Below are 15,861 nucleotides of genomic sequence, written 5' to 3' on the forward strand. Positions count from 1 at the left end.
CGGGATGTCGCCGGAAGCGCTCAGGAGCCGCGGCGCCACCAGCCGCGCTTGGCAGGCTGCGGCTCGGCTTTCGGCTCCGGCCGCGCGACGCTCGCCGTCGTCTCGACGCGGGGAGCGGGGGCCGGCTCTTCAGACCTTCCCACGACAGGGGGCGATTCCGCCGCCGCGGCCGGGATGGGTGCCGGTTCCTCGTGGCGGTTGCGGGCGCCCGTATCGTCACCGCGGCTTTCAGACCGGCTTTCGGGCGCGGCCTCGTCGAGGTCGGCCTCGTCGCTCTCCGCCGCCTCGGTCTCGGCATCCGCCTCGTCGTCCGCGTCTTCGGGCTCGAACTCGCCTTCGGCCTCGTCGGCCTCGTCGCCCGGCTCGTTATAGGGCCAGTCGCGATCGAAATCGGCCGGGGTCACCAGCGGCCGGGGGCCGCGCGGACGGTCCTGCTCATGCTCCGGCTCCTGGCCGGGCTGCGGTGCTCCCGCTTCGAGTGCGCCCGCTTCCTGCTGGCGGCGGCGCGAACGGCGGCGCCCGCCGCGGCGGCCCCGCCGGCGCCGGCGCCGGCTTTCGCCCGCCCCCGGCTGCTGCGATTCCGGCTGGCCCGCACGGTCCTCGGCGCCCGCAGCGCCTTCGGGCGCTTCCAGGGCCGAGGCATCGTCGGCCCCTGCATCCTGAGACGGCTCTTCCTCGAACGGCCGTTCCGATGCCTGCATCGGTGCGGGCCCTTCGCGGCGCGGTTCCGTCTCGCGGCGATGATCCTCGCCGTCGCGGCCCCGTCCGCCGCGCCGGCGACGCCGCCGCCGCCGCCGCCCGCCGCGTTCATTGTCGCCGTCCTGCTCGAACCGCTCGCCGCGATCTTCACGCGGACCGCGCGGCTCTGCGACGGCGTCCTCGGCCTCCTCGGGCTCGACGCCTTCCTCGGCCTCGATTTCCTCCTCGGGCTCGACCTCGTCCTCCGGTTCCTCGATCGCGGCGGGTGCGGGCAGGGGGGCCGCCGGCACCGGCAGCTCCTCGCCCGGCGCCAGCGCGCGCAGCCGCTCGAGCCGATATTCGGGCGGGATCAGGTGATCGTCGCCCGCGAGATAGACGCGGAAGCCGTAGCGCATCTCGACCTCGGCCAGCGCCCGGCGCTTCTGGTTGAGGATGAAGAGCGCGACCGCCGTCGGCACCGTGACGGTGATGCCGGGGCTGCGATGGCGCGTGCCTTCCTCCTCGATCCCGCGCAGCACATGGAGCGCCGTCGATTCGGTGGAGCGCACGCGGCCCATGCCGCGGCAATAGCGGCAGATCTCGGTCGAGGCCTCGACCAGGCTCGGCCGCAGGCGCTGGCGCGAGAGCTCGAGGAGCCCGAAGGGGCTGATGCGCCCGATCTGGATGCGCGCCCGGTCGGTGCGCATCGCCTCCTTGAGGCGCCGCTCGACCTGCCCGTTGTGGCGCTGCTCCTCCATATCGATGAAGTCGATCACGATGAGGCCGGCCAGGTCGCGCAAGCGGAGCTGGCGCGCGATCTCCTCGGCCGCTTCCAGGTTGGTGCGCAGCGCCGTGTCCTCGATGTTGCGCTCGCGCGTGGCGCGGCCCGAGTTCACGTCGATCGCCACCAGCGCCTCGGTCTGGTTGATGACGATGTAGCCGCCCGAGCGAAGCTGGACCACCGGGTTGTGCAGCGCGTCGAGCTGGGTCTCGACCTGGAAGCGCTGGAGCAGCGGCATGCCGGTGTCGCGGTAATGGATGACGCGCCGCGCATGGCTCGGCGTCAGCATCTTCATGAAGGCCTTGGCGGCCTTGTAGCCTTCCTCGCCCTCGACCTGGATGTCCTCGATGTCGCGCGTATAGAGATCGCGGATCGAGCGCTTGATCAGGTTGGCTTCCTCGTAGATCAGCGCCGGCGCGGTCGAGCGCAGCGTCAGGTCGCGGATCTCGCCCCAGAGCCGCAGCAGATATTCATAGTCGCGCTTGATCTCGGTGCGGTTGCGCTCGCTGCCGGCGGTGCGCACGATCACGGCCATCCCCTTGGGGATCTCCAGATCGCCGATCACCGACTTGAGGCGCTTGCGGTCGTTGGCGCTGGTGATCTTGCGCGAGACGCCGCCGCCGCGCGCGGTGTTGGGCATCAACACGCAATAGCGGCCGGCGAGCGAGAGATAGGTCGTGAGCGCCGCGCCCTTGTTGCCGCGCTCCTCCTTGGTCACCTGCACCAGCATGATCTGGCGGCGCTTGACGACCTCCTGGATCTTGTAGCGGCGCAGCAGGCGGGGCCGGCGCGGCTGGTCCTCTTCCTCGGCCTCGTCGCCGCCCACCACATCGACCGGGGCGGCCGCGACGGGCGCGCGTTCCTCGATCCCGCCACCCACCGGCGCTGCCGGCAGTTCGTCGGGCCGGGTCTCGGCAGTGGCCGCGCTGGAATCGCCGCCATCCGCCGCCATGCCCTCGGCCGCGTCGCGGTCGCCGATCTCGTCGTCGGCCCCGCTCTCGGTTTCATAGACCGGGCCTTCGAGTCGGGCTTCCGGATCGCCGCTCTGGCGCAGCGCCATCGCCTCGCCGTCCTCGGCGCGATCCTCGTCGTCGACCCGGTCCTCGCGGGCCGATTCCTCGGTCTCGTTGTCGAAGTCGGGGCCGGCACGCTCGCCGATATCCTCGCCTTCCTCCGAGGCCTCGCCCTCGCCGGAGAATTCCGGCATGGCGTAGGAGGCCGAGGACTCCGGCGGGACCGGGGCGTCTTCGCTCTCGGCCTCGCGTTCCGCCTCGCTCTCGGTGGAATCGATCAGGTCGGCATCGTCGGCCACCGGCTCGGATTCGACGCGCTCGGCCCCCTCGGTCTTGGCATGGACCGAATCCTCGGCCTCGTCGTCATCCTCCTCGGCGCGCTCGTTCGCGGCCGCTTCGGCCTCGAGCTCGGCCTGCAGCGCCTCCCGGTCGGCGATCGGAATCCGGTAATAGTCCGGATGGATCTCGTTGAAGGCCAGGAAGCCGTGGCGGTTGCCGCCGTAATCGACGAAAGCCGCCTGCAGCGAAGGTTCGACCCGGACGACCTTGGCGAGATAGATGTTGCCCTTCAGGGGCTTCTTGCTGGCGATCTCGGCGTCGAATTCTTCAAGGCGTTTCCCGGAAACCACCACGACCCGCGTTTCTTCCGGGTGGGTGGCATCGATCAGCATATGCTTGGTCATTAGACATGAACTCCATGGCGCGTCCGGCACGGCCGGCGCAAGGCGCGGGCGGCGGCGCGACGTCTAGTCGGTGGATAGGGCAGGTGCGAGTCATGGCAACCTGTTGCGAGCAAGCGCCCGCGCTTCCCAATGGGAGAAAGCGCCAGCGCGTTACCGGAACCCTTGGGGCGAGCCACCCGCTATCGAGGGCGGCTGCTGGTCAAGAGCGCGGAAGCGACCGTCGGACCCGCCCGGCTCGCGGTTTGAAACGCGAACCTTTCGCCGGTAGGCGTCCGCCCGCGCGCCTGTTGGAAGCGCGCCCGCGGTCTGCCGTTCCCGGCGGTCCCGGCCGCGGCCATCGAGGCCGGACACGAGGACCCTGGGGCGAACCCTGGGACGGGTTTCACCATAACGACGGGAGTGTTTTTCCACAACGAAGATTACCGGCCCGGCTAAGAACGGCCGGCAATCTCGGAATTCAGGGTAATATCCCTATAGCCAGCTCGGGGTTGTAGCGTCGCGACTCGGCCGCGTATATGTTGTGGCCAAGAACCGATATACCTCTAGACTCAGTGTGCCTATGCAGGGTGGCTATCGTCCTGTCCTGGTTTTCATCGTGTTGGCGGCGCTGGCCCTGCTGGGCGGCCTGTCGGCGCCGGCGCTGGCCGCTGTCGATGTGCTGGGCATCCGCCTGGGCGTCCATCCCGACAAGACCCGGGTGGTACTGGACCTCTCCGGCGGCGCCACCTACCGGACCCTGCTGCTGGCCGACCCCTACCGGCTGGTGGTCGATCTTGAGGGTATCGAATGGCAGTTCGGGCCCGAGGGCCCGCCCCTCGGCAAGGGACTGGTCTCGGGCCTGCGCTATGGTACCTATTCGGGCGGTACCCAGCGCCTGGTGCTGGACCTGTCGGGCCCGGTCGCCCTGCAGCAGAGCGCCCTCATCCCCGGGTCGGGCACGGTCGCCGCTCGGCTCGTTCTCGACCTCGTGCCGACCGGCGCCGGCCAGTTCCAGGCGGGGGCTACGGGCGGGGCGGGGCCGACGCTGACCGCCTTGCCCGACCTCACCGGCGGCACCGGGTCGGACCCCGCCGCCGGGACGCAGCTCGCGGCAGCCGTCGACCCGGGCGACGACCCGCCGACCCCGGGCCTCAAGCCCGATGCCGATGACGCAGCCGACCCGGCAAGCGCCGTCGCCGATCCCTCGCCGCTGCCGGCGGCCGGCGGCGCCAGCACCGTGGCTCTCCTGGGGTTTCCGCCGCCGGTCAAGCCGGCGTCGCCCGGCCTTTCGCAGCGCCCGCTGGTGGTGCTGGATCCCGGCCATGGCGGGGTCGATCCCGGCACGGTCGGCAGCTCGGGCTATTTCGAGAAGAGTCTGACGCTCGCCATGGCGCTCGAGATCAAGCGGCAGATCGAGGCGGATGGGCGCTTCCGTGTTCAGCTCACCCGCGACACCGACATCTTCATCCCCTTGCGCGACCGCATCGCCATCTCGCGGGCCGCCCATGCCGACATCTTCATCTCGCTCCATGCGGATTCGAACTTCAACGCCGCCCATCGCGGCGCCACCGTCTATACCTTGTCGGAGACCGCCTCCGACGCGGAGGCCGAGGCGCTCGCGACCAAGGAGAACAAGGCCGACCTGATCGCCGGCGTCGATCTCACCAACGAGAACCAGATGGTGACCTCGATCCTGATCGACCTGGCCCAGCGCGAGACCAAGAACCAGTCGGTCCGGCTGGCGGACTACATGGTCCAGGAGCTGGCGAGCGGCACGCTGCTGAACCGCAATACCCACCGCTTCGCGGGTTTCGCGGTGCTGAAGGCGCCGGACGTGCCGTCGGTCCTGCTGGAGCTCGGCTATCTCTCCAACAAGCAGGACGAGAAGCTGCTGCAGACCAAGGCCTATCGGCGCAAGATGGCGACCGCGATCCTCAAGGCGATCGCCGACTATTTCCAATGGCAGCGGACGTTAACGCAGGGTTGACGTTCTTAACCGGCCGTCAACGGCTTGCGCCACATATCCGCCAGGATCTTGAGCGTCAAATGAAGTCTCGACCGCAGGACACCGGCAGGGCAGAGTGGAGTGCCCCGCGCCGGTGCGGCCGCGGCGCCTTCCAGGAACGGTTCGACGGGACGTGAAGCGAGTCATTCTCGGTCTTCTGGGTTTGCTGCTTGGCTTGGGTATCGCGGGCTTGGCGGGCCTCTATCTCGTGTTCCAGCATTATGCGGCCACGCTGCCCGAGGTCTCGGAGCTCGCGGTCTATGACCCGCCGGTGGTGACCCGCGTCCATGCCGGCGACGGCCGCCTGCTGGCCGAGTTCGCGACCGAGAACCGCGTCTATGTTCCGATCAGCGCCATCCCGAAGGTGGTCTCGAACGCCTTCATCTCGGCCGAGGACAAGACCTTCTACGAGCATCCGGGCATCGACCTGCCCGGCATCATCCATGCCGCCTTCACGAACCTGCGCCATATGGGGACCGATCGCCGCCCGATCGGCGCCTCGACCATCACGCAGCAGGTGGCGAAGAACTTCCTTCTGACCAACGAGGTCTCGATCGAGCGCAAGATCAAGGAGATGATCCTCGCGCTGCGCATCGAGAAGGCCTACAGCAAGGACCATATCCTCGAGCTCTATCTGAACGAGATCTATCTGGGATTCAGCTCTTACGGCGTGGCGGCGGCGGCGCTCAACTATTTCGACAAGCCGCTCGACGAGCTGACCGTCGCCGAGGCCGCCTTCCTGGCCTCGCTGCCCAAGGCGCCCAGCAAATACAATCCCGTCACCCGGACGCAGGATGCGCTCGACCGGCGCAACTGGGTCATAAGCCGCATGCTCGAGGATGGGCGGATCACGGCCGAGGAAGCGGCCGCCGCCACCGCCGAGCCCCTGACCATCCGCCGGCGCGGCGAGGCCGAGACGGTCTCGGCCGACTATTTCGCCGAGGAGGTCCGCCGCGAGCTGATTCAGCGTTTCGGCGACAAGAGCCTCTATGAGGGCGGGCTCTCGGTGCGCACGACGCTCGATCCGGTGCTGCAGGGCTATGCCGACACCACCCTGCGCGACGGCATGCAGCGGTTCGACCGGAAATATGGCTATCGCGGCCCGGTGACCACGATCGAGCTGGGCGAGGATTGGGCCAAGACCCTGGCCGCCCTGCCGCCGCCCAAGGGCTTGCGCAGCTGGCAGCTCGCGGTCGTGCTCGAGGAAGACGCCGCTGTCGCCAAGATCGGCTTCGGCGACGGCAAGACTGGCCAGATCCCGCTGGCCGAGCTCAAATGGGCGCGCAAGGATCTCGACGACAATCATGTCGGTCCCGCCATCGCCAAGCCCGAGGATGCGATCAAGCCGGGCGACGTGGTGATGGTCGAGCCGGTGACGCAGGATGCGGACGGCAAGGCCTATCCCGAGGGCAGCTACGGCCTGCGCCAGATCCCCGCCATCGGCGCCGCCATGGTGGCGATGGATCCGCATACGGGCCGCGTGCTCGCCATGGTCGGCGGGTGGAGCTACGAGATCAGCGAGTTCGACCGCGCCACCCAGGCGCTGCGTCAGCCCGGCTCCTCCTTCAAGCCCTTCGTCTATATGTCGGCGCTCGAGGCGGGCTACACGCCCTCGACCCTGATCCTCGACGCGCCCATCGTCATCGACCAGGGCCCCGGCCTGCCGCTCTGGAAGCCCGAGAACTACGAGGACACCTTCCTCGGTCCCACCACGATGCGCGTCGGGCTCGAGAAGTCGCGCAACCTGATGACCGTGCGCCTGGCGCAGGCGGTCGGCATGGACAAGGTGAAGGCGCTGGTCGACCGCTTCGGCGTGGTCGACAACATGCAGCCGCTGCTTTCCATGTCGCTGGGCGCCGGCGAGACCACGCCGCTGCGCATGGCGACCGCCTATTCGATGATCGTCAATGGCGGCAAGCGCGTGATCCCGCGCTTCATCGACCGGGTCCAGGACCGCACCGGCAAGACGATCTTCAACAGCGACACGCGGCCCTGCCCGAATTGCCAGGGTCCCTGGCAGGAGGGGCTGACGCCGCCCGAGATTCCGGACGATCGCGAGCAGGTCGTGGATCCGCAGACCGCCTACCAGATGGTGCATATGATGGAAGGCGTGGTGCAGCGCGGCACCGGCCATGTCATCGCCTCGGTCGGCAAGCCGCTCGCCGGCAAGACCGGCACCACCAACGAGAGCCGCGACGCCTGGTTCGTCGGATTCTCGCCCGACCTCACGGTCGCGGTCTATTTCGGCTACGACCAGCCGAAATCGCTGGGCGCCAAGGAGACCGGCGGCGTGGTGGCCGCGCCCGTGTTCCGCGACTTCATGCAGGACGCGCTCAAGGACAAGCCCGGCACGCCCTTCCGCATCCCGCCCGGGATCCGGCTGGTGCGCGTCGATGTGACGACCGGCCAGCGCGCGACCTCGGCCAGCACGAAGGTGATCTACGAAGCCTTCAAGCCCGGCACCGAGCCCAGCGACACGCCGGCAGGCGTGATCGAGGGCATCGGCGTCGCCTCCGCTCCCGACGGCGGCCAGTCCAGCACCCCCGGCGTGATCGGCGTGCCGAACTCCGGCAGCGGCCAGTCCACGAGCCCCAGCGGGCTCTATTGATTTTTCTATCCTCTCCCCACCCTGTGGGGAGAGGGAGGGGCCCCTTGCAAAGCAAGGGGAGGGTGAGGGGCGCGGTGCCCGCCCTTCGAGAGCACCCTCACCCAGCTCCGGCTAGGTCTCCGCTTCGCTCCGACCAAGCCTGCGCATCCCTCGCCCTCACTTCGTGAGGGCGAGGAAAGCAACTGAACCCCACCTATTGACGGGCGGGCCGCCTCGGTGCAAGAGAGGCCCTCATTTTTGAACCTTGGACTGAAGGCGGAACCAGAGCATGCGCGCTGAGCTGGAAGCGGCCGTCGAGGAGATCCGTTCCTCGCTGGCATTGCTGAGGAGGCATCTTTGACTGGGATCACGCGCTGAAAAGGCTCGAGGATCTCAACGCCAAATCCGAGGATCCCAATCTCTGGAACGATTCCCAGGCCGCGCAGAAGCTGATGCGCGAGCGCAATCACTTGGCCCAGTCGGTCGAGGATTGCCGCGCGCTCGAGCGCGATCTCGACGACGCGCTGACGCTGATCGAGCTGGGCGAGAGCGAGAAGGACCCGGCCAGCGTTGCCGAGGGCGAGGCGGCCCTCAAGACGCTGCAGAAGCGCGCCCACCAGGTCGAGCTCGAGGCGCTGCTCTCGGGCGAGGCCGACGCCAACGATTGCTATCTCGAAGTCAATTCGGGTGCCGGCGGCACCGAGGCCCAGGATTGGACCCAGATGCTGGCGCGCATGTATACGCGCTGGGCCGAGCAGCATGGCTACAAGGTCGAGTGGCTCGAGGAAAGCCCCGGCGAAGAGGCCGGGCTCAAGTCGGCGACGATCCGCGTCAAGGGCCGCAACGCCTATGGCTGGCTCAAGACCGAGAGCGGGGTGCATCGCCTGGTGCGCATCTCGCCCTATGACAGCGCGGCGCGCCGCCATACCAGCTTCGCCTCGGTCTGGGTCTATCCGGTGGTCGACGACAACATCAATGTCGAGATCAAGGATTCGGACCTGCAGGTCGACACCATGCGATCGGGCGGCGCCGGCGGCCAGCATGTGAACAAGACCGAGAGCGCCATCCGCATCACCCACATCCCGACCGGCATCGTGGTCAAGTGCCAGGAGGACCGCTCGCAGCACCGCAACCGCGCCACCGCCATGTCGATGCTGAAGGCGCGGCTCTACGAGCTCGAGCTGCAGAAGCGCGAGGCGGCCGCGGCGGCCGACGAGGCCGGCAAGTCCGACATCGGCTGGGGCCACCAGATCCGCTCCTACGTGCTGCAGCCCTATCAGATGGTGAAGGACCTGCGCACCGAGGTGCAGACATCGGACACGCAGGGCGTGCTCGACGGCGATCTCGACAGCTTCATGGCGGCGTCGCTGGCGGCGCGGGTCGGCAGCAAGCGGGCCGGCGTGAATTAAAACCTTTCCAAATCATGACCGGAGGGCCCAGGGCGTTTACGAAGGATCGCTCGCCAGGCCCACGGGTTCCCTGCGATAATCCGGCGTCATTCCCCGAGAACTCGAGGCGGTCGCCATGGGCGAAGGGAAGCCGGTCGTTCTCTATGCCGTCGATTACAGCGTCTATGGGCGCATGGCGGAGCTGACGCTGATCGAGAAGGGCGTCGCCTATCGCGTCGAGACGGTCGACATCTTCAAGGGCGCGCCGCCCGAGTACCTGAAGCTGCATCCCTTCGCCAAGATCCCGGCGCTGGTCCATGGCGATTTCAAGCTCTACGAGACCGCCGCCATCACCCGCTATGTCGACGAGGCCTTCCCCGGCCCGGCCTTGCAGCCCAAGGATCCCGAAGGCCGCGCCCGCCTGGTGCAGATCGTCAACATCGTGGATCACTACGGCTACCGGCCCCTGATCTGGGACATCATGGTCGAGAGGCTGGTGGCGCCCACCGAGGGCCGCGCGCCGGACGAGGCCAAGATCGCGGCGACCATTCCCTGGGCGCAGACGTTCCTGCGCGCGCTGTCGGATCTGATGGTCGGACCTTACCTGCAAGGCGAAGCCGTGACGCTCGCCGATCTCCATCTCGCCGCGATCATCGCCTATTTCCGCCTGGCGCCCGAGGGGCGGCTGCTCCTGGCCCAGGCGCCGAAACTCGCCGACTGGTGGACGCTGATGGCCGAGCGTCCGAGCCTGCAGCACACGCGCTATCCGCTGGAGAAGCAGGCGGCCTAGGGCCGTTCGGCCAGCCCCGCATATTCCGCCGGCACCAGGCCGGCCGCGATGCGGGCCGCGTCGTTGAAGGGCGGCTTCAGGCTGCCCTTGAAATGGCGGCGTACCAGCTCGTGCCAGGCTTGCGCCGAATCGAGGCCGCGCCGCTCGCACTCGAAGAGGAACCAGCGCCGGCCGATGGCGACATGGCCGATCTCCTCCTCATAGATGACCGTCAGCACCGCGGCACTCGCCTCGTCGCCGGCGCGTTTCAGATCCGCGATCATCTTGGGCGTCACATCGAGGCCGCGCGCCTCCAGCACCAGCGGCACGATGGCGAGCCGCGCCAGGAGATCGCCCGCCGTCTCCTCGGCCGCCTGCCACAGCCCGTCATGGGCCGGCAGGTCGCCATAGGCCGATCCCAGCGCCGCCAGCCGGTCCGCGAGCAGGCCGTAATGCTTCGCTTCCTCGTCGGCGACGGAGACCCAGTCGTCATGGAAGGCACGCGGCATTACCGCATCCGGGAAGCGCGCGAGGATATCGCAGGCGAGATCGATCGCGTTGAGCTCGATATGCGCCAGCGCATGCAGCAGCGCCACGCGATGCGCGAGGCTGCCGGTGGCGCGGCGCTTGGGCATGTCGCCGGGCCGGCGCAGCTCGGGCCGCTCGGGCCGCGCCGGCCGGTCGGGCGGTATCGTCCGGCCGAGGGGCAGCGCGCCCTGGCGCCAGGTGGCGGCCATGGCCCGCGCGGCGGCGGCCTTGGCGGCCGGGTCCGGCGTGGCGAGGGTGGCGACGGCGAGGGCGGCGAGGGAAGGGGACAGCGGAGTCTGAGCAGCAGAAGTGATCCCCTCCCCCCTTGCGGGGGAGGGCAAGGGAGGGGGCTGCGCCGGCGTTTGCAGCTTGTGTTGATTGCTTATGGTCATCTTGTCGAAGAGCGAGCTTGCCCCCTCCCTGACCCTCCCCCTCGAGGGGGGAGGGGACGACATCTCCCTGTCTTTTCCGCCCTACGCCTTCAGCTCCTTCAGCGCCGCCTGCACCTCCTCCGCATGGCCCGGGACCTTCACCTTACGCCAGATCTTGCGGATCACCCCCTTGGGGTCGATCAGGAAGGTGGAGCGCTCGATGCCCATATATTTGCGGCCATACATGCTCTTCTCGACCCAAACGCCATAGGCCTCGGTGACCTTGCCGTCCTCGTCCGATCCCAGCGTGAAGTCGAGGTCGTACTTCTTCTTGAACTTGTCGTGGCTCGCCACGCTGTCGCGCGAGACGCCGATCACCTCGGCGGCGGTCTTGCCGAACCGGGGCGGGTTGTCGCGGAAGGCGCAGGCTTCGGCGGTGCAGCCCGAGGTGTCGTCCTTCGGATAGAAATAGAGCACCACCGGCTTGCCCTTGAGCTTCGCCAGCGAGACCTTGCCGCCGCCGTCGGTCGGCATCGTGAAGTCGGGAGCCTTGTCGCCTTCCTGAAGTTCGGCCGCCTTGCGCGCCATTGCCGGTTCCTTTCCCTGTCATCGGACCCTGAGGCCAAGCGGGTCCGCCCGGGTGATGTGTTCCGGCGGCGCGGCAAAGTCAACGGGGCTGGGAAAGGCTCGAAGGAAGGCGGCCGGGCCGGGCGACGGCCGTCACTCGCTCGCGGGCTCGCCCGCCGACGCGTCGGGCGGCGAATCCGTGCCCTGGGTCAGCGCCTTCAGCGCGCGGCCCCGACGCACCTCGGCCTGCTTCTTCAAGGCCTCCGGCGAGAAACGCAGCTGCATGAAGTGGCGCGCGACATACTCGTCCTCGGCCAGCATCTTGTCGACATCGAGGTCGGCATAGGCGAGCACGCCCATCTTCTCGAAGGCCGCCTGGATCTTCGGGCCCCAGAGGCCGATATACTTGATCGTCGGCACCACGCGCCGGAACAGCACGGCGCGGAACTCGCGCATGAGCTGCGACTGGTCGGCGATCTCCACGCACTGCTTCTTGGGCAGGCCGACATGGTCCCAGACGTCGCTCGGCACCAGCCGCTCGCGCATCAGCCAGCAGGCATCGACCAGGAACTCCTCGCGCTCGGCACGCTCCGCCTCGGTGATCTGCGGATAGAAATCCTTGAGGGCGAGCCGCCCGAAGGCGACATGGCGCGCCTCGTCCTGCATCACATAGGCGTTGATGGCGACGGAGAGCTTGTTATAGGCCTGATTGCGGATGCGCTGGAAGGCGGCGAGCGCCAGCCCTTCGATCAGCACCTGCATGCCGAGATAGGTGAAGTCCCAGCGCGAATCGTGGAACACATTCTCGAGCAGCGATTTGAGCGGCATGGTGATGGGATAGGCCATGCCGAACTTCTCGCGCAGCAGCCGCGCATAGACCTCGACATGGCGCGCCTCGTCGAAGACCTGCGTCGCCGCATAGAGCTTGGAATCGAGCGTGGGAACGAGCTGCACGATCTTGGAGGCGCAGATCAGGGCGCCTTGCTCGCCATGCAGGAACTGCGAGATCTGCCAGGACTGGAGATGCCAGCGCAGCTCGACCTTCTTCTTCGCGTCGAGCTTGTCCCAGATGGGCGAGCCGAAGATCGGCACCGTATGGTCGCCGATCATCATCGGGTTCTCGGGATGGAGATCCTGGCGCCAGTCGATGCGCTCGGTGGCGTTCCACTGCTGGCGCTTGCCCTTCTCATAGAGCCCGAGCAGCTCGCCGCGGCCCTTGTCATAGGCCCAGTCGAGCGCGGTCTCGACCTCGCCCGGGACCTTCCAGTCCAGGCTGCCGATATCGCCCACATAGTGGAAGGGCGGTGGCTTGGGGGTCTCGTTGCTCACGGGCGTCGCACTCTCCTCGAGGGATTGCCGGACTGGGTTCCGCCCTCCCGTCCCGCCGGTCAAACTAGGGGCTGACCGGTTAACGTTTCAATGCCGGGAAGCCCCGCCTCCCCAAGCCTTTAGGAATAAACACGGGGGAGAGGCCCGGGGGCCAGGATCGCCCGCAGCCCCCAGGGAAGCAAGGATCGATCTGTCGCGGGGCAGCGCCAAATCACGCGCGGCCCAACAGCCTTTCATGGACGAGGGCGGCCGCCTCGGCACGCTCGGCCATCTGCGATTTGAGGCTGGCGAAATCGGGCAGGTGCGCGGCGGCGGCGAGCGCGCGTTTGATGCCCTCGGGCAGAGCGGCCTCGTCGAACTCCTGCCCGATGGTGAGGCGCAGGAAGCCCTGGAGCCGGCGCCAGAGGGTGAGGGCTTCGCCGAGCGCCGCTGCATCGGCCGCCGCCAGAAGCCCCGCCTTCGCCAGGGCCGCGATGGCGGCGGCCGTATTGGCGCTGATCACGTCCGGATGCTCGGCGGCGTGGCGAAGCTCGAGATACTGCGCCAGGAACTCGATATCGATCAGCCCGCCGCGGCGATATTTGACGTCCCATTCGCGGTCGGTGCGGTGCTGCTGGGCGATGCGCCGGCGCATATCGACGATATCGGCCTTGAGCTTCTCCGGGTCGCGCGGCCGCGACAGCAGCCCGCGCAGGCCCGCCTCGATCTCCGCGACGAAGCTGGGCTCGCCCAGGATCACGCGGGCCCGCGTGAGCGCCATATGCTCCCAGGTCCAGGCGTCGAGGCTCTGGTAGCGCAGGAAGCTCGCGAGGCTGGAGGCGATCGGGCCGGCATTGCCCGAGGGCCGGAGCCGCATATCGACCTCGAACAGCTTGCCTTCGGCGGTCGGCGCGTTGAGCGCGCCGATATGGCGCTGCGCCAGGCGCGCGAAATAGTGGATCGGCGCGAGCGGCTTCGGCCCGTCGGAAAGGGGCGGGTTGGCTTCCTGATCGGCCGGCAGATCGTAGAGGAAGATCAGGTCGAGGTCGGAGGTGACGGAGAGCTCGCGCCCGCCCAGCTTGCCGAGCGCCACGGTCGCAAGGCCGCGGCCGGGCATCTTGCCATGCTGGTGCTCGAACTCGGCCTCGACATGCGGCGTCAATCCGGCGATCGCCACCTCGGCGATGTCGCTCAGGGTCCGGCCGGCCGCTTCGTCGTCGAGCCGGTGATGCAGGATCAGGAGGCCCGCCTGGAACTGCCGGTCCTTCGCCCAGCGCCGGGCGATGTCCAGGCGGTCCTGGAGGTCGTTGCCCTGCTCCAGCGCATGGGCGAACTCGATGGCGAGATCGGTCTGGGGCGGCAGCGGCTTGAAGAAATCGCGGCTGAGCACCGCGTCGAGCAGGGCCGGCCGCGCGCCCAGCCGCTCCGCCAGGAGCGGCGCCCCGCCCATGACCTCGGCGATGAGCTGCAGCAGCTCCGGATGGGCATGGAGCAGCGAGAAGAGCTGCACGCCGGCGGGCAGGCCCGAGAGGAAGGCATCGAAGCGGGTGAAGGCCGCGTCGGGCTGCGGCGTGTGGGCGAGCGCCGTCAGCAGCGCCGGCATCAGTTCGGTCAGGAGCTCGCGGGCGCGGGTGCTGCGCGTGGCGCGGTAGCGGCCGGTATGCCAGGCGCGGATGACGGTGGCGATCGAAGCGCCGTCGGCGAAGCCCATCTCGCTCAGCGTGCGCACCGTGTCGGGATCGTTCTTGGCGCCGGTGAAGACCAGGTTGCCGGGACCCGAGAGGGAGGGCGCCTCCTCGAACAGCTCGGCGTAGTGGTCCTCGACCAGCCCCAGCTGCTCGAGGAGGCGCGCCTTGAAATCGTCGAGCGAAGCCTCGCCGCAGAAGGCCGCCAGGGCCTCGAGCTCGGGGCCTTCGCCCGGCAGCGTCTGGGTCTGGCGGTCGTCGACCATCTGCAGGCGATGCTCGACCATGCGCAGATAGCGATAGGCGCCGATCAGGTCTTCCGCGGCCTCGGGTGCCACGCGACCGGCCGCGGTGAGCGCGCGGATCGCGGGGCAGGTGGCCGCGGCGCGCAGCTCGGGATTGCGCCCGCCCCAGATGAGCTGCTGGGTCTGGGCGAAGAACTCGACCTCGCGGATGCCGCCGCGGCCGAGCTTGATGTTGTGCCCGGCCACCGCGATGTCGCGGAACCCCTTGACCGCATGGATCTGGCGCTTGATCGAATGGATGTCCTGGATCGCGGCGAAGTCGAGATGCTTGCGCCAGATGAAAGGCTTCAGCGCCTTGAGGAAGAGCCGCCCCGCCTCGAGATCGCCCGCGACCGCGCGGGCCTTGATCATGGCCGCGCGTTCCCAGTTCTGGCCCATGCCCTCGTAGTAGGTCTCGGCCGCGATGACGGAGAGCGCCAGCGGGGTCGAGCCGGGATCGGGCCTGAGCCTCAGGTCGGTGCGAAACACATAGCCGATCTCGGTGCGCTCCTGGAGCATGCGCACCAGGTCGCGGGCGATCCGCACGAAGCAGTCCTGCACCGAGCGCCGGCCGCGATAATCGATGCGATCGCGGTCGAACAGCACAATCAGGTCGATGTCGCTCGAATAGTTGAGCTCGTTGGCGCCGAGCTTGCCCATGCCCAGGATCACCAGCCCGGAACCGCGCTCCGGCAGCGCGGGATCGGGCAGGACCAGCTCGCCCTGGAGGGCCGCCCGGCGCAGCAGATGGCGCGCCGCGAGGTTGATCGCCATGTCGGCGAAGCGGCTCAAGGTCATGGTCACGATCTCGAGCGGCCAGTTGCCGGTCATGTCCGCCAGCGCGACCAGCAGGGCGACCCGCCGCCGGGCCAGACGCAGGGCCTGCATGCAGCGGCCGGTGTCCTCCTCGGCGCCGGCCTCGCGCTCGAGGTCGGCCAGGACCATGTCGATCATCAGGCCCGGGCCCTTCACGAGAATGCCACGAACGATGCCGGGCTCGGCCAGCGCCAGGTCGCTGAGGAACGGGCTATGGACGAACAGCGCGCCTAGGAGAGCGCGGCCTGCCGGATCGGCGGCCAGCTCGACCGCGAAGCCCTTGAGCTCGGGGCTGCTGAGCCCGCGCGCTCTCTCCAGCCAGCGCTCGACACCCTGTTCCGCGCGATGCTTGTCATGAACGCGGGGCAAGGCCGCGAGATCGAAGGAGGTGTCAGAAAGAGGCATGGCGCCGGACGATG

At 68.6% G+C, this 15,861-nt stretch carries 9 protein-coding genes; 4 read left to right on the forward strand and 5 right to left on the reverse strand.

Annotated features, from left to right (window positions below):
• Positions 1-20 precede the first annotated feature (20 nt).
• On the reverse strand, positions 21-3,155 hold the full coding sequence (locus tag FRZ61_RS07150) for an Rne/Rng family ribonuclease (protein WP_151116096.1): 3,135 nt from the start codon (positions 3,153-3,155) through the stop codon (positions 21-23).
• A 559-nt stretch (positions 3,156-3,714) separates the two neighbouring features.
• On the opposite strand from FRZ61_RS07150, the gene FRZ61_RS07155 reads away from it, so the two are divergent.
• The 4 genes from FRZ61_RS07155 to FRZ61_RS07170 all read left to right on the forward strand — a co-directional run bounded on the left by FRZ61_RS07155 (position 3,715) and on the right by FRZ61_RS07170 (position 9,904).
• On the forward strand, positions 3,715-5,121 hold the full coding sequence (locus FRZ61_RS07155; protein ID WP_151116098.1) for an N-acetylmuramoyl-L-alanine amidase: 1,407 nt from the start codon (positions 3,715-3,717) through the stop codon (positions 5,119-5,121).
• Positions 5,122-5,272: 151 nt separating this feature from the next.
• Entirely contained in the window at positions 5,273-7,747 is a 2,475-nt protein-coding gene (locus FRZ61_RS07160; RefSeq protein WP_151116100.1) for a penicillin-binding protein 1A, read from the forward strand.
• Between the two features lie 268 nt (positions 7,748-8,015).
• Positions 8,016-9,135 (forward strand): peptide chain release factor 2 gene (gene prfB / locus FRZ61_RS07165; protein WP_151116102.1). Its coding sequence is split into 2 segments (ribosomal slippage): positions 8,016-8,084 and positions 8,086-9,135, totalling 1,119 coding nucleotides; the frame shifts between segments, so codons are not numbered across the junction.
• A gap of 115 nt (positions 9,136-9,250) precedes the next feature.
• Positions 9,251-9,904, forward strand: coding sequence for a glutathione S-transferase family protein (locus FRZ61_RS07170; RefSeq protein WP_151116104.1), 654 nt, complete (start codon positions 9,251-9,253; stop codon positions 9,902-9,904).
• On the opposite strand, the gene FRZ61_RS07175 is transcribed toward FRZ61_RS07170, so the two are convergent.
• The 4 genes from FRZ61_RS07175 to FRZ61_RS07190 form a co-directional block, all read right to left on the reverse strand.
• Positions 9,901-10,620: a ferritin-like domain-containing protein gene (locus FRZ61_RS07175; RefSeq protein ID WP_407657930.1), complete on the reverse strand. Its 720-nt coding sequence runs from the start codon at positions 10,618-10,620 to the stop codon at positions 9,901-9,903. The two genes, FRZ61_RS07170 and FRZ61_RS07175, sit on opposite strands and share 4 nt — an antisense overlap.
• A gap of 264 nt (positions 10,621-10,884) precedes the next feature.
• Entirely contained in the window at positions 10,885-11,370 is a 486-nt protein-coding gene (bcp, locus tag FRZ61_RS07180) for a thioredoxin-dependent thiol peroxidase (RefSeq protein ID WP_151116108.1), read from the reverse strand.
• 132 nt (positions 11,371-11,502) lie between these two features.
• On the reverse strand, positions 11,503-12,678 hold the full coding sequence (locus FRZ61_RS07185; RefSeq protein ID WP_225309161.1) for a ferritin-like domain-containing protein: 1,176 nt from the start codon (positions 12,676-12,678) through the stop codon (positions 11,503-11,505).
• Between the two features lie 211 nt (positions 12,679-12,889).
• The gene (locus FRZ61_RS07190; protein ID WP_151116110.1) at positions 12,890-15,847 is read right to left on the reverse strand and encodes a bifunctional [glutamine synthetase] adenylyltransferase/[glutamine synthetase]-adenylyl-L-tyrosine phosphorylase; all 2,958 of its coding nucleotides are present in this window, start codon (positions 15,845-15,847) and stop codon (positions 12,890-12,892) included.
• Positions 15,848-15,861 lie beyond the last annotated feature (14 nt).

The sequence above is a fragment of the Hypericibacter adhaerens genome (genome assembly GCF_008728835.1).
Classification (GTDB): Bacteria; Pseudomonadota; Alphaproteobacteria; order Dongiales; family Dongiaceae; genus Hypericibacter; species Hypericibacter adhaerens.

Bases quoted from the DNA above. Each gene is read 5' to 3' on its own strand.
- FRZ61_RS07150 (WP_151116096.1), bottom strand. From the start codon at position 3,155: ATGACCAAGCATATGCTGATCGATGCCACCCACCCGGAAGAAACGCGG.
- FRZ61_RS07190 (WP_151116110.1), bottom strand. From the start codon at position 15,847: ATGCCTCTTTCTGACACCTCCTTCGATCTCGCGGCCTTGCCCCGCGTT.
- FRZ61_RS07175 (WP_407657930.1), bottom strand. From the start codon at position 10,620: ATGGCCGCCACCTGGCGCCAGGGCGCGCTGCCCCTCGGCCGGACGATA.
- bcp (WP_151116108.1), bottom strand. From the start codon at position 11,370: ATGGCGCGCAAGGCGGCCGAACTTCAGGAAGGCGACAAGGCTCCCGAC.
- FRZ61_RS07155 (WP_151116098.1), top strand. From the start codon at position 3,715: ATGCAGGGTGGCTATCGTCCTGTCCTGGTTTTCATCGTGTTGGCGGCG.
- FRZ61_RS07170 (WP_151116104.1), top strand. From the start codon at position 9,251: ATGGGCGAAGGGAAGCCGGTCGTTCTCTATGCCGTCGATTACAGCGTC.